Here is a 22,974-nt window from a genome sequence, read left to right as displayed (position 1 = left end):
TGCATGAATGATTTTCACCCGCTCCCGGTTGATCTTCCCGCACCCCAGGAACAACAAAGCCAGGCACAACAGAGCCAGATTTATGCGAAGCGCGCAATCTGGGCTGTTGTTGCGTTGCTCATCGTGGGTGGCAGTACGCGCGCATTAGTGAATAGCCAGGAGGCAAAAGCGCTGGAAGCTTATACCAGCGCAACGCTGGAACGCACCGTACTCACCACCAAAGCAACACCCGGAAAACTTGAGCAAACGTTGCGCTTGCCCACCACATTACGCGGCAATAGCGAATCCGTAATTTATGCGCGCACCAGCGGTTACATTGCTGCATGGCACAAAGGGATTGGCGATTACGTCAAGCAGGGTGAACTACTCGCGATTATCGATACACCCGAACAAGAGCATCAATTGGCAGAAGCGCGCGCTGAGCGCGAACAAATTGCCGCACGCAGCCAGCTAGCCAAAACAACATTGGCGCGCTGGGAGGCATTGAGCCAAAGTGAAAGCGCAATCTCACAACAGGATCTGGATGAAAAACGCAGCGCACTGCGCCAGAGCGAAGCGGATTTGAATGCGGCACAGGCGAATGTGAAACGGCTGGAAAACCTGGAAAACTATCGCAATATTGTTGCCCCCTTTACCGGCATCATTACGCGACGCAGTATTGAAGTGGGCGATTACATTACAGTGGGCAGCAAAGAATTATTTGCACTGACACAGACCGATCCACTCAGGGCAACAATTTGGATTCCGCAGGCCTATGCCGATAATTTGGCAACAGGTACCAGCATTGCCATTAATTTGCGTGAACAACAAGGACAAAACCTTAACGCACTAATTGAACGTATTGCTGGTGGTATAGACCCCAGTACCCGCTCGCGCCAAGTGGATTTAATTTTACCCAATCCCGGCGCAACTATTTTACCTGGAGCCTATGCCGAAGTTTCCATTTCTGTTACCAGCAGCATAGAGACATTGGTTACACCTGCTGCGACTTTAATTATCCGCGACCAAAACCAGCGCATTGCGGTAGTTGAAAGCGATAACACGATTAGTTTCCGCACGATAAAATTAGGCCGCGATCTCGGACGCGATGTCGAAGTATTGGAAGGTATATCCAAAGATGATTTATTGGTAGTGAGCCCACCGGATCAATTAGTGGAAAATGAATTGGTGAGAACCAGAGAGTGGAAACCGGCTGCCTCAGCGGGCAGATAAGAATTCATAAAAATAAAAAGCCAGAAAAAATCTGGCCTTTTTTGCTCAACCATCTGGACAAGAAATATCAGTTAGCTACAAAACAATAAAATAATCCTGCACCACCAGTACCAACCAGGTTTTCCTGGCTGCAACCACGGCTAGCGTGTGCAGAGTTCCAGGATGCATTGCCGCCGCCAGTGCGATCAAAGTGCCCCACTTGTACTGAGCCATCGGTTGCAGTACTCGTATAGTTTTTACAGGTGTGATCCGCAGCATCGGTAAATGCAGTACCGTCGGTTTTTGAACCGGTGAGGATATCGTGTTGGTTAGGCGTATCACCTGCACCTAGAACACGTTCACCTTTTTCATTCAATGCCTGATTGCGTGTAAGGTTGCTGCCCAAACGTGCCTGTTCCAAGGTATCGCCATGTAAATGCGCTACATCGTTGGCAATCAACGCGCCTTTCACGTTATACCAAGGGCCTTTACCAATACGGTCGCGCGCATTAATCGCGGGCTTGCCTCCTGCGGCTTGTGTACTTAAATAAGCGCGCCAGATTTTATTGCCTGCACCAGCTGTTTTCGCCAATGTTTGGCAATGTGCATCGGCACCGGCCAAACCACCCAGATCAGCGCCTTTGCCTACACCCGTACTGGTTACAAAAAAACTGAATTTTTGCAGCGCTTCTTCCGGGCTAATAACCGGACGTTGTTGCGCCGGTGCGGGCGCCGCACTTTGTGCAAATCCAGGCAAACTGGAAATGGTGATGCTGGCACCGAGCAAACCGGTGCAGATAGCAAGAGCTTTCAATTTCATTGATGATTCTCTTTTGTAGATTAGATAAATGATTAAATGGATTGGATGTTAAATAAAAACCAGCATTTTCTGATTAGCTCTTAGGAGCCGGAGCAACGATTTTGCTCAGTGTACCGCCTTCAGCTTCGTAGTCCTGCACACCTGCAGCACCCGCTACTTTGAAGCCTTTATCGGCCAATATATCGGCGCCACGCAAAGCGCGGCCAGCGTGGTTTGATACGGTGATAATGGTGCGGTCTTTAGGAATGAACGCCAGGCTTTTTCCCAGATCCGCCAATTGAATGCTGAGATAAACCGGGAAGCCGCCGATTTTGGTGAGTTCATCAGGGCGGCGTAAATCAATAAATATCAGCTGCTCCGGTTTGGCCAATAACTTATCAATTTGTGCGCGGTTCAATTTCGGGCTTTTGGCTTCATATTTAACAGCCGGTGCAGGTTTGGCAGCCTCTGTCTGCGCAAATGCCAGATGTGTAAATGACAGAGGTGCAACAAAGACAAACACCAGCGACAATAATTTAGCAATGGATTTCATAATGCAATGTCCTTCAACAAAACGGGATTCCTCAGTGCAAACCGGGACGCCCAGAAACACTCTGGGATAAATGCACTAGAGCAACATACATACCATTGGTTTGGCGCCGGTTACATTTTCTTAACACAAGGTTATTATTTTTTTAGTTAATTGATTTTTAATGGATTTTTTTCATAGCCCACTGCTGGGTTGGAGAAATCAAATAATTTGGCAGGCGAATTGTTTCTATCTCAGCAGTTTGATTTTATTTATCTGTTTGATAACAAGCAGACAACTGCTGTTTTTTGCAGCTATAAAAAATCCCTGCATGATTACCCATGCAGGGATTTTTAAATTTATTACCGAATACACTTAATAGCCGGTTCGCTAACGGGGATTAATTACCCACGCAAATGTTTATTGAAGAAATCGATTGTGCGCTTCCACGCAAGGGCAGCTGCTTTCTCATCAAAACGCGGAGTCGTGTCGTTATTAAAACCGTGCTGGGCATTGGCATAAATATGGGCTTCATATTTTGTGCCCGCCGATTTAAGCGCAGTTTCATACGCAGGCCAACCCGCATTAATACGCTCATCTACCCCAGCATAATGAATTAACAAGGGCGCTTTGATTTTAGGTACATCTGCTACTTCTGGTTGACGACCATAAAACGGAACTGCAGCATCCAGATCCGGCAAACGAGTGGCAAGGAAATTGGAAATACCACCACCGTAACAGAAACCTACCACACCTACTTTGCCATTACCTGCAGGCAATTTTTGCAGGTACTGCGCCGCCGTCACAAAGTCTTCCTGGGTTTTAGTTTGGTCGAGTTTTTGGAACAACTCGCGCGCTTTGTCTTCATCGCCAGGGTAACCACCCAGAGTAAACAGCGCATCAGGTGCAAAGGCAATAAAATTATCCAGCGCCAGGCGACGGGCAATATCTTCGATATGCGGATTCAATCCACGATTTTCATGCACTACCAACACCGTTGGTAGTTTACCTTTGGCGTTTGCAGGGCTCACTAAATAACCGCGAATTTTGCCATTGCCATTGGGCGAATCAATCTCTACATAAGTTGCTTTAATACGCGCGTCATCGGGCTTTACTTGCTGGGCTTCCGCGAATTGCGGGCTGAGTGCAGTCAGCAATCCCGTCGCGGTTACACCCGCTAGTGCGGCATACTTTGCTGCGCCGGTTAAAAAATCGCGGCGCGATGCCTGACCATGTACATATTGGTCAAACAGTTTTAATACTTCCGGATGAAAATCATCAGCTGTTTTGCGTGTCATGAATTGCTCCCTGAAACGGGTGGAGGCTGGCGGCTGCCAGCCCATGAACTAGTGGTAAGTTATTTAACGCGACCGGCAAAACCCGGTGTGAGTACCGCTACTTTATACGCTGCACCGCGGCCAACAATGTAGAGGGTTTTCTTATCTTTACCGGCAAAGGCGACGTTTTGTGGCTTATGTGGCACAGGAATGCCGCCGAGGAATTTGCCCTGCTCATCAAACACGTCAACCCCCGCGTTTGAAGTCACATACAAACGCCCTTCGGCATCAATTGCTAAACCATCTTGTCCACTGGATGACACACCCTGCTCATTTTTTTGCAATCCACCAGGAATTTTTGCAAAGTTTTTACCTTCGCCTAAGGTGCCATCAGACTTAATCGGATAAGACAAAACATACTCACCGTTAGTGTTAGCAACATATAAGGTTTTTTCATCACGACTTAATTGAATACCGTTAGGACGGGCAATTTTATTAATATCCACTACCCGCTTGGTTTTGCCTTCAGGGCTAATGTAATAAACCCCGGTACGCGGCGCTGCTTTTACATCAGCACTTGGGCCACTGTCGGTAAAATAGATACCGCCATTTTTCGCCAACACCAAAACGTTAGTACGTTGGAATGGCTGACCTTCGTAATCCTTAACAAATACTTTTTCTTTGCCCTTGGGATAGATAATACCCACTTGGTTATTGTTAACCTGCACTGTGATCAGCTCGCCTTTGTCATTAAAAGCCAGGCCATTGGAGCCATTTGAATTTTCCAAAAAGGTGGAAATACTGTTATCGGTTGCGATTTTAGTAATGCGATTAGCGCGCGTTTCAGTAAACAAAAAACTGCCATCCGGCGCGGCGATAGGACCTTCAGTGCCCTCAAAACCTTCGCGGATGAACTCTACTTTTGTACCCGCCGCAGTAACGCCGGGAATCGTCGGAGCCGTCGCATCGGCAGCAGAAGCGCTTAATGAAAATAGTGCGGAACCTGAAATGGCAGCTACGGCAATTCCATTAATAACTTTAGCCAGGGTTGCTGGCAAAAATGCCACAGAGTGTTTCATTAATATATTTCCTCAAGAGATCAGTTGAATTGCCAGTAATCTAAAAACCGAAAAAAGACCGGCGCAGGTGTTGTGAGCCTTTGCCGGTCAAGATTAGCGTTCGGCGTCGTCACGCATCCTTGTGCCCGTAAAACGTAATCGAACCACAAGTGCAACCGGCTTTACGGGCAAAGGCGTGTTAGTGTTCGCCTTGCCGGTCATTAATCGGCATAGGCACTTCGCAAAAGTCGCGCCAGATTTTAGACACAGAGGAAATTAGTACTGATAAAAAATAAGTTATTGATTAGTGGGAAATTTTTATTGTTATTAGCGCCAAGGCTAAAATTGCGAGAGGACGAGACATGTAGCAAGACTGATTGAAAAGAAACAGAAGCATTTTTTCTTGTTGTTAAATAAGCAGAGATGGTTGATTTAATGTTATGCCCGGTATTGCTTTTTACATCAGGGAAATAAAAAACGGGCCGCATGCGACCCGTTTCTAGTAGCTAGCAAAAGCGGCTTTACTTAACCCGCATATTTAATAGAGCAACCGTATGGCGCAGTGCTTGGGTTAGGGATTTTCTTACCGGCGGCCAGAGCTTCCAGCGCTTCTTTCACGTAGGGAGTTGCCTTTGAAATATCGGCAGGATCGGCGGTTTTAATACTGTCGATGCCACCTTTATATACCAACACCCCCTCGGGATTGATAACAAACATATGAGGTGTAGTTTTGGCGTTGTACAGCTTTCCGATAGTACCGTCTGCATCCAAAATAGTATTGGTCGGTGCTGCGCCGCGCTTTTCATTCAAGCTAATTGCAGTTGCACCATCAACATTACCCTGCTTGCCGGGTGCAGAAGAAATCACTTGCAACCAAACAACATCCTTACCAGTTGCATCTTTCTGCAGGCTCGGGATGTTACTGCTTTTATCATAATGTTTAACAACATAAGGGCAATCGTGGTTGGTCCACTCCAGCACAACCGTTTTGCCTTTTAAATCGGCGAGATTAATGGTTGAACCATCAGCCGCTTTACCAGAAAAAGTGGGCGCGGCTTTATCGATAATCGGTTCAGCCATTACATGCGAACTAACAAAGGCAAGTGCAAGACTTGCGGCGGCGATTTTTAAGAATGACATAAAAGACTCCTATCAAAGTTATTAAGGTTAGAGATTAAATTGACAACGGACTGTGTTTTTTATGGCAATTACTCCTTTAGCAAGTTAATGAGATGATGAATCAGTCACCGCCGAAATAACCATGTCCGGCGTAAGAATTTGCGGCAGCTCTGCCGGTTGGTCTGACTTCCCTGCTGGATAGAACACATAGAGCGGTACACCACTGCGATTAAATTTTTGCAGGAATTGGGTAATTGCCAGATCGCGATTGGTCCAATCGCCTTTTAAATAGGTAATGCCTTCTTGCATGAAGGTTTCCTTTACTCTGGCATCACTCAGCGCGACACGTTCATTCACCAAACAACTAATGCACCAGGATGCAGTGAAATTCAGGAACACTGGTTTTCCCTCGCGCAATAATTCATTCAAGCGCGCTTCGCTATAGGGTTCCCAATTTTGCTCTGCTGATTTTTCCGAGCCATTTTTTGTTGCATTTACAACACTGGCAGTGCTGGAATTGATACCCGCATAACTTATTCCCAAAGTGAGCAAGAGCAATGCCAATGCAAACACAGTTCCTGCATTGCGCGCGCGCGTGCTGGATAACAAGGTGGTGTTATACAACCAGGCTGCAAAAGCGATCAACAACATGCCGCCCAATGCAATCACAATTGAATTAACTCCTGCCTGCTGTACCAATACCCACACCAACCAAATAGCAGCGGCATACATTGGAAAAGCCAATACTTGTTTGGCACGCTCCATCCACATACCGGGGCGCGGCAACCAGCGCTGTAAGCGAGGCCAACAGGTGAGCAATAAATACGGCAGCGCCAAACCCAAACCGAGGCTTAAAAAAATTGCCAACAATTTTTCTGCAGGCTGCGCAAGTGCATAACCTAGTGCCGCCGCCATAAAAGGTGCCGTACAAGGTGTTGCAACAATAGTGGCAAGCACGCCGGTAAAAAAACTGCCGCTATAACCGGGCTTTTCGGTAAGCGACGAGCCAACACCCGCCACTGAACCACCAACATAAAATACGCCGGATAAACTCAACCCCACCGCAAACATTAAATAGGCAACGGCTAAAACAAATAGCGGCGATTGAAATTGGAAACCCCAACCAATTTGTGCACCACCGGCTTTCAGTACAATCAGCAGCAGCGCCAGCAACGCAAAGCTCGCCAACACACCCAGGGTATAGACAACGCCGTGGGCGCGAATTTGCGCTGCACCTTGGTTGCTGTGACTTACCAGTGATAAGGCTTTAATCGATAACACCGGAAACACGCAGGGCATAAGATTTAAAATAATGCCGCCGATCAGCGCGAGAAATAGCGCCGTGAAAAAACCAAGAGCAGTATCGGACGTGGTGTTGCTTGCAAGTTGCAACACACTATCCACTTCAAATCCGCGCGCGATTTTTTGTGTTGTAACCTCACCTGACTGCTCGGTAATCACTAACACGCCGGTTACTGCATCGCCAATCTTCAGCGGTGCCTCACCGGTTTTAATGCGCAACTCAATTCCGCCATCAACCGGTTTGCGCAACTGCTCACTGCTTTGTTGGATAGGCCCCCAGTCATAGGGATAAAACCAGATGTCCTTTACCTGCGCGAGTTGCGCCTCTGATAAAGGAATATGCAGAGTTAATTCACCTTGGGCAGTTGCAGGATCGATTTCAGTTTGTGTTGCGCGGATTTCCCAAGGGCTGGCGACCGGCAAGCGCGCCAAGGCATCATCGATACGCGGATCGCCAGCACCAGCTGATTCGCCGACTGCAACAATCGGTAAACTTAACGCCAACTCAACCGTCTGCGGAATGCATTCTTCTTCACACACCAACCAATCAACCAATGCCTGCGCGGTAAATTGTTCACCGGGTTGTGCATCGGCGGGAATTTTTATTTTGGTCAGCAGGGTGACATCATTTTCATAGGCGTAATTGGTAATGGGGCCCATCGAAAAACGGCTGGGAGCGGGCCAGATAATATCGCTCGCTGTCGCGCCTTCTGGCAACGTCCATTCAATAGTGGTGGCATTACCTGAATCACCAGGATTGGTCCAATAGGTATGCCAATGGGGAATAATTTTTTGGTTAACACCCAGATAAATTTCCATACCGGGCTGCACACCAGCCACTGATGCGATGAGCTGAGCTTCCACTTGGGGTGTTGCTGCGCGATCAGAAATCGCCAATGCATTTGGGGAAAATAAAAAAGTTACCAGCGCACTCAACCAGAGCGCTCTTACACAAAGCACATTGGCGGTTAAATATCGTTTCCCTCTCTGTAACAGATTGATCATTCATCACCGCAACAAAAGCAAGAGTTAATAAAGTAACAGCAGCGACTAGCTACCCCGCTACTGCTGATGGGATTAATGAACCAGTATGTGACTCATAACATAACGCTAAAGTTTCTCAGTTGCGGATCACTTTACCTTTCTTTAACTAAGACGTGCACATAACCTTACTAAAGATATGGGCATTCTCGATAAAAAACGCCGACTGAAATTTGCTTATATTTAAACAATCCGAAAACCTGAATTGCTTTTAATGCAACAAAGAACATCCACCAAAAAGCTCATTTTTGAACACTAACAATAATCATTTGTTCAAAAAATGAAAAAACAAAATAATTATTAATGGATTAATTTGTAAAAAAATAATCCATTATTTTCGAGAAAAATTACGGGACACGCTGCCGCTTTTACTTATACCAATTTGTTCGTCGCTTAAAACAAAGTGTTTTGAAACAAGCAGATTATTTTTCAAAAAAACTCTGGCATAGATCTGGCTTTAGCGGTGTTACACAGGATTTTTCACTGAACACGTGAAACACATGGATGTACCTGATATTAAAAAAACACCGGACATTAATTTGTAGATCTACCACTCCAAAGGAAACACTATGAAATTGTTAAGTAAACGCGCCGCGCTTTTTGCAGCAACTGTTTTGATCACATCGGCCAGCTGGGCAAAAGACGTTACGTTATTAAACGTATCCTACGATCCGACTCGCGAACTCTATCGCGAATTCAATACTGCTTTCGCCAAGCATTGGAAAGCCAAAACCGGGGACGATGTAAAAGTGGAACAATCTCACGGCGGTTCTGGCAGCCAGGCGCGCGCGGTATTGGATGGATTAAAAGCTGATGTAGTGACACTCGCACTCGCTGGCGATATAGATCCGCTCGCCAAAGGCCAATTGCTCGCAGACAACTGGGCATCACTTCTTCCGAACAACAGTGCACCTTATACATCGACTATCGTGTTTTTGGTGCGCAAGGGAAATCCAAAATCGATTAAGGATTGGAACGATTTGGTCAAGAGCGGTGTGGAAGTGATTACTCCCAACCCTAAAACCTCAGGAGGTGCGCGCTGGAATTATTTGGCTGCATGGTCCTACGCCAAAAAACACGAAGGCACTGATACCGCCGCACAAGAGTTTGTCAAAAAGCTGTACAAAAATGTTCCCGTTCTCGATTCAGGTGCGCGTGGCTCAACCACCACCTTCGTACAGCGCGGAATTGGTGATGTACTGCTAGCCTGGGAAAATGAAGCGCACCTGGCGATCCAGGAAGCAGGGACTGACGATATCGAAATTGTTTATCCTTCTTATTCAATCCTCGCTGAACCACCCGTTGCAGTAGTGACAAAAAACGCAACCGCTAAAGGCACCACAGGTGTTGCAGAGGCGTACTTGAATTATCTCTACACCAAAGAGGGCCAAACAATCGCCGCGAAAAATTTCTACCGTCCACGCGATCCACAAGTTGCCAAGGAATTTGCGAAAAACTTCCCTACCATTGAATTTGCAACCATCAGTGACTTTGGCGGCTGGAGCAAGGCGCAACCCGAACACTTTGGCGACGGCGGCATTTTCGACAAAATTTATGCAAAACCCTGATGATTAAACCGGTATAAAAAGCAACCAAAAACAACACTCGCCGCGCGCGAGTGTTGTTTTTTGAGCAGAAAAAAATGAATTTGCTGAATTCCAAGCAGATAAGTGTTGGCAAATAAACTTTCCTCATAAGGCTTATAAACTTCGTTATAAGCTAATAAAAAATCAGTATTTTTCGTTTTAAAACATCAACCCTATGATTGCGCCGACTTCAGGAAAAAGTACCTGTACCCCCACCTGAATAACGCATTATTAATTCCTGTGAGGTTAGTTATGGGAACCCATCGTCCAGAGATAGAAAGCACCACCGACGAAGTGCTGGCTGAAATCAAACGCCAGCTAGCGCATATCCGTTACGGCTCAGTGGAGATCCAGATTCACAACGGCCATATAGTGCAATTGGAAAGCAGAGAAAAAAAACGTTGGGACAAAGGCGTCAACGCCAGATAAGTCGCTGCGGTTAAAAAGTAGTACGCCTTGTTTTAATAACACTGAATATTGATTTACATAACCTAAATAAAACACTGACCGGACCACCGGAGGTGATATGTCTTTTTTTGGAGATTAGCATGTCATTAGCACGTACCCGGTCAGTTACTGGCTCACAACACACCAAAAATTCTTTCACCCGCACCGCACTGGGTGCCGCCGTAGGCGTGGCACTTTCTGCCAATGCATTGGCTGGCTTCCCTACCCTTTACGGCAAATTGCAATTGACTGCAGGCCAATACGATTTTGAAAAAATTGCGTTCGCACCCACCGCTGCCGGTGCTACTACCTATCGCCATATTGGCGCAACCGATGTCACTACCGAACTGGACAGCTTCACCGTTGAAAGTATTGGCTCACGCCTGGGCGTACAAGGCGATTTTGATGCGGCCGCCGGTGTGAATGTGTTCTACCGCGTTGAATACGGCGTGGATGCAGACAACGGTACCAACAGCAATGGCCGAGAATTGGTACAGCGCAATATTTTTGGTGGCCTGCGCGGCGAATGGGGCGCGCTGCTCGCCGGTAAAAACGATACGCCGCTGCGCTCACTCGCTGGCCGCAACGGCACCATCGTGAAAAATGGTTATGTTCCTGCAGTACAACGTACCGACATTGACCGTTTTAACGAAGCGCCACTGGCGGATATTGGTACTTACCTGGTGGGCGAAAACCGCGTCGATAACGTTATCCAATACACCTCGCCCATCCTGCTTGGCGGTTTGGAAATTAACCTGGCCGCAGTCCAAGGCGAGGAGACCGGTGTATCACAGGGCGCAACCAACCAACAGGACGACAACAATTTCGCCTCCGGCCAATCTGTGTCTGTCGGCTACGGCAAGACTGGCTGGTTCATTGGTGCTGCCTATGAAAGCAATGTGGTTAACAGCGATACCTTGCGCGCGATTGGTGAAGTCACTGTCGGCCCGGTAAAACTCGGCGCCATCTACCAAACTGCAAAGCGCCATGAAGACTACGACACCCTTGGCGGCTTCGGCACTTTCGTCAACGCCACACCGACGACTGTGGGTGCACAAAACGGCTTGAACCCACTCTCCGAATGGGATGGCGCCTCAGGTACAGCCTACAAAGAGCAAGACGGTTATGTATTGAACGGTGTGTGGAAAATTGCCGGCCCATGGTCAGCCAAATTCCAATATGCCAACAGCACTTCAACCCCCAGCAATGCTACCTACGGCGAGGTTGATCTTGATGCATTGGCCCTTGGCCTGGATTACGCATTAAATGATGCAACCCGTTTATTCAGTTACTACGCCGAAGTAGAAACCCAGGGCGATGCGGCAATCAGCACCAAAGCCACTACCGACAATGTATTAACTGTCGGACTGGATTTCCGTTTCTAAATTTGATCACCACACTTTTGGATGCATCCCAAAAAACTTGACGGCTATAGCCATCAATTCGACGTTATAAGCTAATAAATAATCAGTCTTTTTAGTTTTAACAACAGTTGAATATGATGGCGACACCAAGCAGGACTTTTTGTAAATACTTAACAATAGGCCTGAAAAATATTTAGCAATAGAGATGTCGTTATGGAAACTTACCGCACCGGGCAGGCAGCTATTCCAGAAGATGTATTGGAAGAGATCAAGCAACAACTGGCACTCATTCAATTCGGCTCATTGGAAATACAAATTCACAATGGCCAGGTAGTGCAGATTGAACGCCGCGAAAAAAGACGCTGGGAAAAAGGTGTAAGCACCAAGTAGTCAGCAAAGTTTTAAGTAAAAATTAACAACAAACAATCAAAAACGCCACTGACCGGACCACCGGAGGTGATATGTGAATTTTTGGAGATTAGCATGTCATTTCAAACACCCTGGTCGGTTGTGCGATCACACGTTGCAAGAAAAATTTTTCAGCGCAATGCATTAACCGCTGCTGTAGGTATTGCACTGTCAGCCAATGCATTCGCCGGTTTTCCAACGCTCTACGGGAAAATCCATTTAACTGCCAATCAATATGATTTGGAAAAAATTAATTTCGACCCTACCGCTGCAGGCGCCACTACCTATAAACATGTTGGTGCAACCGGTGTAACAACAGAATTAGATACATTTGCATTGGAAAGCACAGGTTCACGCTTGGGGATTCAAGGCGATTTTGATGCGTCATCCAGCGTAACTGTGTTCTACCGTTTGGAATACGGTGTGGATGTAGACAACGGCACCAACAGCAATGGCCGCGAATTAAGCCAGCGTAATATTTTTGGTGGCCTGCGCGGCGATTGGGGTTCAATCCTTGTGGGTAAAAATGATACCCCATTAAAAACCCTGCAAACCAACACGGTACTGCGCACGGATGTTGATCGTTTCAACGATTCACCATTAGGCGATATAGGGACTTATATCGTCGGTGAAAACCGCCCGGACAATGTTATCCAATACACCTCACCTATTTGGTTTGGCGGATTGGAAGTAAACCTCGCGGCAATTCAAGCGGAAGAAACTGGTGTTCCGGTCAGTGCAACCAACCAGCAAGACGACAATGATTTTGCTTCGGGTAAATCAGTCTCAGTGACTTACGGTAAAGCCAAATGGTTTGTTGGTGTTGGTTATGACAACAACGTTGTAACCACTGATGCGCTACGCGCAGTAGGTGAAGTTACACTCGGTGCGGTAAAACTCGGCGCAATTTACCAAACCGCTGAGCGTCACGAAGATGTTGATAGCCTCGGTGGCTTGTCCACTTTTGTTGGCAGCAACGGCACCACCCTCGGTGCGCAAAACGGTTTAAACCCACTCTCTGAATGGGACGGCGCCTCCGGCAACGCATTTAAAGAACAAGACGGTTATGTATTGAATGCGCAATGGAAAATTGCCGGTCCATGGCTCGCCAAAATTCAATACGCGAGTTCAACCACGACTCCAACCAACGCGCTTTATGCCGATGCTGAATTGGAGGGTATTGCCGTCGGTTTGGATTACAACTTCAACGCAGGCACACGTGTATTTGGTTATTTCGCCAGTGTAGAAGTAGATGGTGATGACAAGATCAGCACCAAAGCCACAACGGATAGCACAGCAGCGCTGGGTTTTGATTTCCGCTTTTAAAACGAATTTAATTCTTGAGAGAGATATATTATGAAATTAATTATTAAATCCGCTGCGTTCATCGCCGCCAGTTTGATTGCAGGCAGTGTGTTTGCAAAAGATATTACCCTGTTAAACGTGTCTTACGACCCAACCCGCGAACTCTATCGCGATTTCAATGCTGCCTTTGCAAAGCACTGGAAAGAAAAAACCGGTGACAACGTCAGTGTGGATCAATCACATGGTGGTTCAGGTGCACAGTCGCGCGCGGTAATCGATGGCTTGCGCGCTGATGTGGTAACACTTGCCCTTGCAGGCGATATCGATCCTATCGCCAGCATTGGCAATCTTTTGCCTAAAGATTGGGTGACCAAACTGCCGCAAAATAGCGCCCCCTATACCTCGACCATCGTATTTTTAGTCCGCAAAGGCAATCCAAAAAATATTAAAGATTGGGATGATTTGACCAAAAAAGGCGTTGAAGTGATTACCCCTAATCCAAAAACGTCTGGCGGCGCACGCTGGAACTACCTGGCTGCCTGGGCATTCGCCAAAAAACAAGGTAAGGACGATGCAGGTGCACAAGAATTTGTGCGCGCATTGTTTAAAAATGTTCCCGTGCTGGATACCGGTGCGCGCGGATCGACTACTACTTTCGTACAACGCGGCATTGGTGACATTTTAATTACCTGGGAAAACGAAGCGTTTTTGGCAGTTAACGAACTAGGCGCAGATGAAGTTGAAATTGTGGTGCCTAGCCTGTCAATTTTGGCTGAACCTTCTGTTGCAGTGGTCGATGAAAATGCAAAAGCCAACGGCAACTATGAAGTAGCTAAAGCCTACCTTGAATATCTCTACACCAAAGAAGGCCAAAACATCGCGGCAAAACATTATTACCGCCCACGCGATGCACAGGTTGCCGAAGCCCACGCAAAAACATTTCCAAAATTGGAGCTGGTGACAATCGACGATTTTGGTGGCTGGTCTAAAGCACAACCGTTCCACTTTGGCGACGGCGGTATTTTTGATCAGATTTATCAATAATTATTTTTAAATCCCTCCCCGACCCTCCGGCTACGCGCCCCGCTTAAAGGGAGGGAGATTGACTCCCCTCCGCTTATATCCTAGGAGAGTAGCTCCTCCCCTTTGAAAAAGGGGAGGCCGGGAGGGGATTAAAAATCATCAGTTTCCTGACCACAGGTACTCAAAGAGAGTTGTACATGAGTGAGATAGCTTCTGCGGTGTTCGACACAACATCGCCCGTCCCCAAGCCCAAAAAACCCTGGGTAAAAAAATCGGTGCTACCCGGTTTTGGTTTATCCATCGGCCTCGCCGCACTCTACGCCAGTTTAATTGTATTTATTCCACTGGCAGGCCTGGTACTTAAATCCCTTGAACTGAGTTGGCCTGAATTATGGGCCGTGGTCAGTAATCCCCGTGCAGTCGCCAGTTACCAATTAACCTTTGGTGCATCGCTTGCGGCCGCCAGTATTAATTTGGTTTTCGGTTTAATCGTCGCCTGGGTGTTAGTGCGTTACGATTTTTTTGGCAAACGCGTGATCGATGCATTGGTAGATTTACCCTTTGCTTTGCCCACCGCCGTAGCCGGTATTGCACTCACCGCGCTTTACACCACCAAAGGTTGGGTTGGCCAATGGTTTTGGTTGGCCGATATCAAAGTCGCCTATACCTGGCTGGGTGTAACGGTTGCGCTCACGTTTATCGGATTGCCGTTTGTCGTGCGCACTGTGCAACCCGTACTTGCTGATCTGGAAGCAGAAGTGGAAGAAGCCGCCGCCAGTTTAGGTGCATCGCGCTGGCAAACATTTAGCCGCGTGTTATTGCCTGCACTTTTGCCATCACTCTTGACCGGATTTGCCTTGGCATTTGCGCGCGCGATTGGCGAATACGGCTCTGTGGTATTTATCAGCGGCAATATGCCCTACAAAACTGAAATCACACCGCTGTTGATTATGACCAAACTCGAACAATTTGATTACGCCGGTGCCGCTGCACTCGGTACTGTCATGTTGATATTTTCCTTCGTGTTATTACTGCTCATTAACTTGCTCCAGCATTGGAGCCATAAGCGCACAGGAGGTTAATCATGGCCGGTGCTGTTTCATCACTGAATTCACGCAAAACTGGCGCTGCGCATGCAGCCACCAGTGAAGCAACCTGGGTGCGCGTAGTGTTAATTAGCGTTGCATTAACCTTTCTCGCCTTATTTTTATTCTTACCTTTGGTGATTGTGTTTACCGAAGCCTTTGCCAAAGGCGCAGAAGTCTATTTCGCTGCGATTACTGAACCCGCGGCTGCCCATGCGATAAAACTGACATTGATTGCAGCCGCGATCGCGGTGCCCTGTAATGTTATTTTTGGTTTGGCGGCAGCATGGGCTATCGCCAAATTTGATTTCCGCGGCAAACAATTTGTGATCACGCTGATTGATTTACCTTTTGCAGTATCGCCTGTTATTGCCGGTTTGATTTATATGTTGCTGTTTGGTCGCCAGGGATTTTTTGGCCCCTGGTTGGGCGATCACGATATTCAAATTATGTTTGCCGTACCGGGCATAGTGCTCGCCACTGTGTTTATTACCTTTCCATTTGTAGCGCGGGAATTAATCCCACTGATGCAAGAGCAAGGTAAGGAGCAAGAAGAAGCGGCGATTACCCTGGGTGCCAGCGGTTGGAAAATGTTTTGGCGCGTGACCTTGCCATCAGTTAAGTGGGCGCTGCTATACGGCATGATTTTGTGTAATGCGCGTGCGATGGGCGAGTTTGGCGCGGTGAGTGTGGTCTCGGGAAAAATCCGCGAGCAAACCAATACCCTGCCGCTACACATTGAAATTCTGTACAACGAATATCAATTTGCCGCCGCGTTTGCCGTTGCATCGCTGCTGGCCTTATTGGCATTAGTGACACTGGTATTAAAAAGTTTGCTGGAGTGGAAAGCCGCCCGCGAACATGAACTGGCCGTGCGTGCGGCAAGTGCACAGTAATTAACTAATTTGCGAGAACAACTGTATGAGCATCCAAGTCCGCAATCTGCATAAAACCTTTGGCAATTTTACTGCCTTGAATAATGTGTCACTGGATTTCCCCACCGGTGAATTAGTCGCCCTGCTCGGCCCATCCGGCTGTGGTAAAACTACCCTGCTGCGTATTATCGCCGGGCTGGAAAACCCCGACGCAGGCAGTGTGCACTTCCATGGTGAAGACGCCACTAATGTGCATGTGCGTGAACGCAATGTGGGTTTTGTATTTCAACACTATGCATTGTTCCGCCACATGACGGTATTCGACAATGTTGCATTTGGTTTGACGGTGCGCCCGAAAGAGACGCGCCCCACTAACGAATCCATTAAAAAACGTGTGCATGAATTATTGGAGCTGGTGCAACTGGATTGGTTGGCTGATCGCTATCCACATCAACTGTCCGGTGGCCAACGCCAACGTATTGCCTTGGCACGCGCGCTGGCAGTTGAACCAAAAGTATTATTGCTCGATGAACCTTTCGGTGCACTCGACGCTAAAGTGCGTAAAGACTTGCGCCGCTGGTTGCGCCGCTTGCACGATGAACTGCACATCACCTCCATTTTTGTAACCCACGACCAGGAAGAAGCAATGGAAGTGGCCGATAAAATTGTGGTGTTAAACAAAGGTAATATCGAACAAATAGGTTCACCGGATGATATTTACAACAATCCCGCCAGCCCGTTTGTTTACGATTTTATTGGCCAGGTAAATTTATTCCACAGCCGTGTCGATAACGGTTGGGCACATATTGGCGATTACAAACTGCCCGCACCGGAACACAACAGCGTGCAGGATCAGGCCGCTATCGCCTATGTGCGCCCACACGACATTGAATTGAGTGAATCCGATAGCGAAGGTGCCATCGCGGCGCGTGTTGCCCATGTCAGCACAGCAGGCTCGGTCTTGCGTATTGAGCTGTTACATCAACTCAGCAAAGATGCACTGCATGTGGAATTGCCGCGCGCGCAGGAACGCAATTTGAATTTGTCGGTAGGTGCGTCGGTGTACGCTAAACCCACCAATTCAAAAATATTTTTGCAAAAGTAAATCTTTAAACGACAAAACATCGTGGTGGGAAGTTCCCACCACGAATTCTTATTCTGCAATGCTGCCCTCTTCCCCCCACAAAATTCATCATCCAAATGAACACTCACAAACCACTTTTTCAACAACATCACAAATCCATTATACCACTGCTTAATTAGCGATTAATTTGCGCAAAAACCATCACTGGTTGTTATTTTTTAAGCATGTTTTTATTTGTAAATTGGTTATAAGTTTATAGATTTAAATTCCTTATTAAGGTCAGGCATTAACGACTAGAATGCGCTCATTAATACGCAATTTCTCGCACTCTATTAATTTGAGGAACCATCGTGATTCAGGAAAATAAACAACCGGTTCTCTTATCCCTGGAAGGAGGTAATGCGCAACCGCTCTCGGTAAGGGCAAAAGCGTTAGTATTCTCCGATCCTATTTCGGCAACTTTATTAGAATATATCGAGCGAATCGCACCTAGCGATGCTCCGGTATTAATTGGTGGCGAAACAGGCACAGGCAAGGAATTAGTCGCGCGTCATATCCATTTACTCAGCGGACGCAAAGGCCCTTTTCTGGCAGTTAATTGCGGCGCGATTAGCGATCAATTAGCCGAGAGCGAACTATTTGGCCACGAAGCAGGTTCATTCACCGGCGCTGTGGGCAAACGCGAAGGCTGGTTTGAAGCCGCCAACGAAGGCACTCTATTTCTCGATGAGATTGGTGATCTTCCCCTGCCCTTACAAGTAAAACTCCTGCGTGTATTGCAAGAAAAAGAAGTGGTACGGATTGGCTCGCGCAAAAGCATTCCAGTGAATGTACGCTTGGTTGTCGCAACCAACGTTGATCTGGATTACGCCGTGTCTGCCGGACATTTTCGCCGCGACCTGCTTTACCGGATCAATATCGCACAAGTAAAACTGCCGCCACTGCGTGAAAGACCAGGCGATGTGTTACCACTTGCCGAACATTTCTTAAAAACCTATAGCCAGCGTATGGGTTATCGCCAGCCACAATTTTCTGCCGGCGCAGTGGAATTACTGCTGACCTATTCCTGGCCGGGCAATATTCGCGAATTGGAAAATGTGGTGCATTTTGCATTGCTGGTTTCCAGTGGCGACAAAATCGAACCCGCACATTTAAAAGTAACCGGTGGCTGGAATACTGGTACGCAGCACCAACAAGTGCCACAACCAGTACATCAACCATTGCACAGTGCAAACACCCAAGCACACACGTTCAACCATTCAGGTTTTGCTGCGCAGCAGGGACCATTAAATGGTTCGGATAATAATTCCGGTAATGGTTCAGGCAATAGCGATGATCCCATGACAGCAATTGCCAAACAATTGCGCCGCCTGTTTGCCGAGCAAGGTGATAGCGACCACTTTGACAAACTGGAAAGTTTGATTGTGCATGAAGCCTTTGCGCACGTGCGCTCCAATCAGGTTCACGGTGCTGCGTTACTGGGGATTTCACGCAACGTCATGCGCACTCTGTTAAAGCGCCATGGACTGCTTGCCGATGCGGGCTTTACCCGTGCAGGTGATAATTCTGATCAGGAAGATCAACTACAAAATTTGAATCCCAGTTTTGCGGGCTAATCAATTTTATAGCGCCATTCATGATGACGGGCGTGCTCTTAGTTGATCAACAAAGCAGAGATAGCAGCGCTAATCGCATTAGCCTGCTGTCTTGTCTCATGCAAAGCAGTGGTTTCAAATAACAAACCCGACAAAGCAGGACCTAAGGCAAAAATGTTATGCGTAGCAGAGATTGAAAAAGTAGTATCGCTTTTCACCAACGACTGACGCAGATGATCATCAGCAGCCAGTAATTTTTCGCCAATATTTTTTATCCGATTAACACCCGGTGCGTAACCACTGCAAATAACGACTTTATCGGCGCTAATAGTCAGCACCTTATCTACATCTAATGGACAACTGGATCGCAGCTGAAATCCGTTGTTGAGCGGCTCAATAGCCGTTACCGGACAACGAGTAATAGTTAGGCGATCTTGTTCACGCAATTGCTGCAGGTTTGCATAGGCATGGGGTGGAATGCGATGGCGATGAATATTCCACCAAGGTAATGCCTTGGTTAAACGGCGCTGCTCGACGGCCGTTAGCTTCGCCCATAAATAGCTGACATGTGGGCGTATTTTATTAATGCTCTCCTGCCATTCAAAACCAGCACGGCAATTGGATTCAACATAAAAACGCATTGCGCGCACAACTTGACGCGCGGTATTGCCCACACCACTTAAATCAAGCGGTGGAGCTGCAGCCATAGGCTGCTCATTACTGTGCGGCAAAGGCAGCAGGCCATGACGGGAAAAAATCTGGAACTTTCCGGTAAAACCCTGACTGGAAATAAATTGCACCGCATCAATCATACTTAAGCCTGCGCCCACAATCGCAATATGGTGCAAGCTAGACCAATCCTGGTTTAAAAAGGCTGCCGTGTAAGGCGAATCGAAACAGCATGTGCTGGCTATATGCTGTGCAGGGTTATTGCCTGTTGCAAACACCACTATGTCTGCCTGAATTTTTTGCTGCTGGGTGCTAACGCAAACCTGTACGTCAGCCTCATCTGCCAAGGGCGCAACCGCAGCCACCGGTTCTTTTAGTTGGATAATACGAATATTTTTTTGTTCCAATAAGGATACAGAGCGTGAAAATACCTTCCGCAGATATGCGGCATAAATCATGCGAGGAACAAAATCATCTGGCGCAAAATTAACGTCTGCAAAATCGGGATGCAGACCGCGCCAGTGCATTGGCTCCTGCAATAACCATTGATAAAAATCATCAGGTTTGGTGGTATAAGCCCCCATACGCTTTGCAGCAACGTTTAAAACAAATGCAGGGTGATTAACGGAGTAAGCGAGACCTAAAGGTGCAGAGGGATTATTATCGATAAGATAAATTTCAAGCGGGGAATCAAGGGTTTCAGCTAATTCGGCTAATAACAAGGTTGCCGCAGCACCGCAACCAACGATAACCAATTTTTTCCTGTACAGGGTATTTGGCAAAATGCACTCACTTAATTTACAAAAAGGGGGCATCCAAGGAAGTTACAATAGGATACTAAAAATGATACTACCAACATCCTTGTTGATATTTTCTAGTCAAAAACGACGAAATCATTGTCGCTTCGATTTAAGTCTGCTTTTCAGTTATAAAAGATAGGCGTTGTATACCTGCCTTTTCGATAAGCACCATCAATTTTGCAACCGTACCGTAGGGAACGGTTTCATCGGCATTCAAATTCAAACGAATTTCCGGATCCAATGCTTTTCGGCTGGCCAATTCGCTCTCAATCACATCCAGCGAATATTCATCTTCATCAAGATAAATCCTACCCTGCTCATCCACACTGACAACGACCGGTTTTTTCGGCTCCTCAATTTGCACTGTAACATCCGTATCCGGCAGGTTTACTTTTATTGCATTGGTCATTAGCGGTGCGGTGATAATAAACACCACCAGCAACACCAACATTACATCCACCATGGGCGTAATATTGATTTCACTTAATACTTCATCGCTATCGCCACCGCCACTGGAAATTGCCATTATGCAAATACCTCTTTGCCGTTTTCAGTTTTGCCAGCATCGCCACGCGCAGGTTGTACTTGGCCGGCTTTAATAACTGGCGCAGTTGCTTTGATACGGAAACCGGCTTTTTGGACAAGGCTAACAAAATCAGTTGCAAAATCATCTAAATCGGCCGAAATTAATTTTAAACGGCGCAAGAAAAAGTTATACGCAAGCACTGAAGGAACTGCGACCGCAATACCAATACCGGTTGCAATCAACGCCTCACCAATCGGGCCGGCAACCACTTCAATACTGGCAGATTTGCTCGCGGTAATTGCAGTAAGCGCTTGAATAATGCCGAACACTGTACCGAACAACCCTACGAAAGGCGCAGTGTTGCCGATAGATGCGAGGATCGCCAAACCATTTTCCAATGAGCGGCGCTCTTTCTGGATTTGCTGGCGCAAATGACGCTCCAGTAAATCCTGGCGATCCCAACTGTGCTCCAAATCATTTGCGGGGCTTGCGTCCGCATTGCGCAAGGTTTGGAAACCAATCGCGGCAACCCGGGCAGTAGCACCTACATATTTTTCTAATGATGCTGCCTCATACAAATCCGGTGCGCTCCAAAACGTTTTGATAAAACTACGGTTCTGGCGCGACAGCAATATGTGTTGAACCGCTTTGATTACAATCAGCGTCCAGGTAATTATTGAAAAAGCGATCAGCGCCCACAGGGTCCATTCAACGATATGTTGGTACAACTCAGACATAATAAATACACCTTAAAAAATAACGAATAAATAAAAATTTCTACAACTACATCTCCGTCATACCTGTGCACACTGGTATCCATTAAAACTTGCTGGACTCCTGCTTTCGCAGGAGTGACAAACATGCAATCAGGTATTGGAAAGTTTGAAATCAATCGGCACTTCAACCCAGGAATCGATGGGTGTTTCACCCTGTTTGGCTGGGACAAATGACCAGCGTTTTACGGTTTGAATCGCGGCGGTATCCAACACTTTACGGCCACTGGATGTTTTGATTTCCACACTGGATGGTTTGCCGTTACCCAATACATGCACATTTAAAATCACTGTACCTTCCCAACCGCGCTCTACTGCTTGCTCTGGATATTCCGGTGCAGGGTTACGCAAGTAACCCGGATTAGCCGTTGCAGGAGTCACTGGCGGTGGCGGTGGCGGAGCAACAGGTGGCGGTGGCTCAACGACTTTCTCAACCACAGGAACCGGTGTTGGTTCTACTGGTTTCGGTTTTGGTTTTTCTACCGGTTTGGGTTTTTCCACTTTTGGTGGTGGAGGTGGAAGCTCTTCCTTGGGCGGTGGAGGTGGCGGCTCAACCGGAGGGCGATATAACTCCACCGTCATAGGTGGAATTTCCGCTTGGGTAATGGGCGCTTCCGGTTTGAAATAAAAATACGCAAACGTTGCAAAGTGCAATCCAACAATTAACAACAGCGCAAGCGTGCTTAATGCACCTTTGTATTTTGGTGGATAAACCAATTCGATTTGTTTGTCGCGGTTAAATTCGCGCGGTATCAGCGTAATAATTTCCGCTGATCTACGTGCGACCGGTGCAGGCACGGTGTTACGCAACAAGTTGCGCGCATGGCGGCGATCATAATGATGCGGTTCAGAGTATGCACGGGCACTCATAAATTTCTCCCTACCCTTATCGGGTCAACAGAAGCCGCTTGTGGCGACAGAAATTACAACGATGAGCGAGCCATTAATCAGCATTGTGTACTGCAGCAATGGCTCTTTGTTAAGAGCTATTTAGCAGCATCTATGCCAGAGTGATGCAATCGTTTTATTTTTTATAAACTGTTGAAATCAATAGAAATATTGAACGGAGAATTACAGGTTTTTGTTGCATGAAAAAAACAGGTGCGCCGTGCTGTTAA

21 protein-coding genes are annotated in these 22,974 nt (G+C 47.1%); 11 read left to right on the top strand and 10 right to left on the bottom strand.

All coding sequences use genetic code 11. From position 1 onward, the window contains the following. Positions 1-3 precede the first annotated feature (3 nt). On the top strand, positions 4-1,212 hold the full coding sequence (locus J2X05_RS10195) for an efflux RND transporter periplasmic adaptor subunit (protein ID WP_310072083.1): 1,209 nt from the start codon (positions 4-6) through the stop codon (positions 1,210-1,212). A 67-nt stretch (positions 1,213-1,279) separates the two neighbouring features. On the opposite strand, the gene J2X05_RS10190 is transcribed toward J2X05_RS10195, so the two are convergent. The 6 genes from J2X05_RS10190 to J2X05_RS10165 form a co-directional block, all read right to left on the bottom strand. Continuing rightward, positions 1,280-2,011 (bottom strand): hypothetical protein, encoded by a 732-nt coding sequence (locus J2X05_RS10190; protein ID WP_310072081.1) that lies wholly within the window; start codon positions 2,009-2,011, stop codon positions 1,280-1,282. Between the two features lie 73 nt (positions 2,012-2,084). Continuing rightward, a complete protein-coding gene (locus tag J2X05_RS10185) occupies positions 2,085-2,543 on the bottom strand; it encodes a rhodanese-like domain-containing protein (protein WP_310072079.1) in 459 nt (152 codons plus the stop codon). Positions 2,544-2,923: 380 nt separating this feature from the next. Beyond that, positions 2,924-3,817 (bottom strand): dienelactone hydrolase family protein, encoded by an 894-nt coding sequence (locus J2X05_RS10180; RefSeq protein WP_310072078.1) that lies wholly within the window; start codon positions 3,815-3,817, stop codon positions 2,924-2,926. A 59-nt stretch (positions 3,818-3,876) separates the two neighbouring features. Next, positions 3,877-4,875 carry an SMP-30/gluconolactonase/LRE family protein gene (locus J2X05_RS10175; protein ID WP_310072076.1) on the bottom strand — a complete coding sequence of 333 codons (999 nt, stop codon included), beginning with the start codon at positions 4,873-4,875 and terminating at the stop codon, positions 3,877-3,879. Positions 4,876-5,379: 504 nt separating this feature from the next. Then, positions 5,380-5,994 (bottom strand): redoxin domain-containing protein, encoded by a 615-nt coding sequence (locus tag J2X05_RS10170; RefSeq protein WP_310072073.1) that lies wholly within the window; start codon positions 5,992-5,994, stop codon positions 5,380-5,382. Positions 5,995-6,078: 84 nt separating this feature from the next. Then, positions 6,079-8,280 (bottom strand): protein-disulfide reductase DsbD family protein, encoded by a 2,202-nt coding sequence (locus tag J2X05_RS10165; RefSeq protein WP_310072071.1) that lies wholly within the window; start codon positions 8,278-8,280, stop codon positions 6,079-6,081. A 605-nt stretch (positions 8,281-8,885) separates the two neighbouring features. Between J2X05_RS10165 and J2X05_RS10160 the strand changes: the two genes are divergently transcribed. The 10 genes from J2X05_RS10160 to J2X05_RS10115 all read left to right on the top strand — a co-directional run bounded on the left by J2X05_RS10160 (position 8,886) and on the right by J2X05_RS10115 (position 19,109). Next, a complete protein-coding gene (locus tag J2X05_RS10160) occupies positions 8,886-9,884 on the top strand; it encodes a sulfate ABC transporter substrate-binding protein (protein ID WP_310072068.1) in 999 nt (332 codons plus the stop codon). Positions 9,885-10,154: 270 nt separating this feature from the next. Further along, complete coding sequence (locus J2X05_RS10155) at positions 10,155-10,331, top strand: YezD family protein (protein ID WP_310072066.1); 177 nt, start codon at positions 10,155-10,157, stop codon at positions 10,329-10,331. A gap of 119 nt (positions 10,332-10,450) precedes the next feature. After that, positions 10,451-11,734: a porin gene (locus tag J2X05_RS10150; protein ID WP_310072064.1), complete on the top strand. Its 1,284-nt coding sequence runs from the start codon at positions 10,451-10,453 to the stop codon at positions 11,732-11,734. Positions 11,735-11,926: 192 nt separating this feature from the next. Beyond that, a complete protein-coding gene (locus J2X05_RS10145) occupies positions 11,927-12,103 on the top strand; it encodes a YezD family protein (RefSeq protein ID WP_310072063.1) in 177 nt (58 codons plus the stop codon). A gap of 93 nt (positions 12,104-12,196) precedes the next feature. Next, complete coding sequence (locus J2X05_RS10140; RefSeq protein ID WP_310072060.1) at positions 12,197-13,447, top strand: porin; 1,251 nt, start codon at positions 12,197-12,199, stop codon at positions 13,445-13,447. A 30-nt stretch (positions 13,448-13,477) separates the two neighbouring features. Beyond that, complete coding sequence (locus J2X05_RS10135) at positions 13,478-14,470, top strand: sulfate ABC transporter substrate-binding protein (protein ID WP_310072058.1); 993 nt, start codon at positions 13,478-13,480, stop codon at positions 14,468-14,470. A 176-nt stretch (positions 14,471-14,646) separates the two neighbouring features. Beyond that, complete coding sequence (gene cysT, locus J2X05_RS10130) at positions 14,647-15,531, top strand: sulfate ABC transporter permease subunit CysT (protein ID WP_310072057.1); 885 nt, start codon at positions 14,647-14,649, stop codon at positions 15,529-15,531. 2 nt (positions 15,532-15,533) lie between these two features. Continuing rightward, positions 15,534-16,430, top strand: a complete 897-nt coding sequence (gene cysW, locus J2X05_RS10125; protein WP_310072055.1) for a sulfate ABC transporter permease subunit CysW — start codon at positions 15,534-15,536, stop codon at positions 16,428-16,430. Positions 16,431-16,455: 25 nt separating this feature from the next. Further along, entirely contained in the window at positions 16,456-17,514 is a 1,059-nt protein-coding gene (locus tag J2X05_RS10120) for a sulfate/molybdate ABC transporter ATP-binding protein (RefSeq protein WP_310072053.1), read from the top strand. 329 nt (positions 17,515-17,843) lie between these two features. Continuing rightward, positions 17,844-19,109 (top strand): sigma-54 interaction domain-containing protein, encoded by a 1,266-nt coding sequence (locus tag J2X05_RS10115; RefSeq protein WP_310072050.1) that lies wholly within the window; start codon positions 17,844-17,846, stop codon positions 19,107-19,109. A gap of 38 nt (positions 19,110-19,147) precedes the next feature. Here J2X05_RS10115 and J2X05_RS10110 read toward each other — a convergent pair whose 3' ends face one another. The 4 genes from J2X05_RS10110 to J2X05_RS10095 all read right to left on the bottom strand — a co-directional run bounded on the left by J2X05_RS10110 (position 19,148) and on the right by J2X05_RS10095 (position 22,726). Beyond that, on the bottom strand, positions 19,148-20,539 hold the full coding sequence (locus tag J2X05_RS10110; RefSeq protein WP_310072048.1) for an FAD/NAD(P)-binding protein: 1,392 nt from the start codon (positions 20,537-20,539) through the stop codon (positions 19,148-19,150). 127 nt (positions 20,540-20,666) lie between these two features. Continuing rightward, positions 20,667-21,083: a biopolymer transporter ExbD gene (locus J2X05_RS10105; protein WP_310072045.1), complete on the bottom strand. Its 417-nt coding sequence runs from the start codon at positions 21,081-21,083 to the stop codon at positions 20,667-20,669. Beyond that, the gene (locus J2X05_RS10100) at positions 21,083-21,820 is read right to left on the bottom strand and encodes a MotA/TolQ/ExbB proton channel family protein (protein ID WP_310072043.1); all 738 of its coding nucleotides are present in this window, start codon (positions 21,818-21,820) and stop codon (positions 21,083-21,085) included. The genes J2X05_RS10105 and J2X05_RS10100 overlap by 1 nt, the downstream gene beginning before the upstream one ends. 129 nt (positions 21,821-21,949) lie before the next feature. Further along, on the bottom strand, positions 21,950-22,726 hold the full coding sequence (locus J2X05_RS10095; RefSeq protein ID WP_310072040.1) for an energy transducer TonB: 777 nt from the start codon (positions 22,724-22,726) through the stop codon (positions 21,950-21,952). Positions 22,727-22,974: the final 248 nt, after the last annotated feature.

This window comes from Cellvibrio fibrivorans (assembly GCF_031457055.1).
Lineage (GTDB): Bacteria > Pseudomonadota > Gammaproteobacteria > Pseudomonadales > Cellvibrionaceae > Cellvibrio > Cellvibrio fibrivorans.
This window is presented reverse-complemented; position numbering and strand designations above follow the sequence as displayed.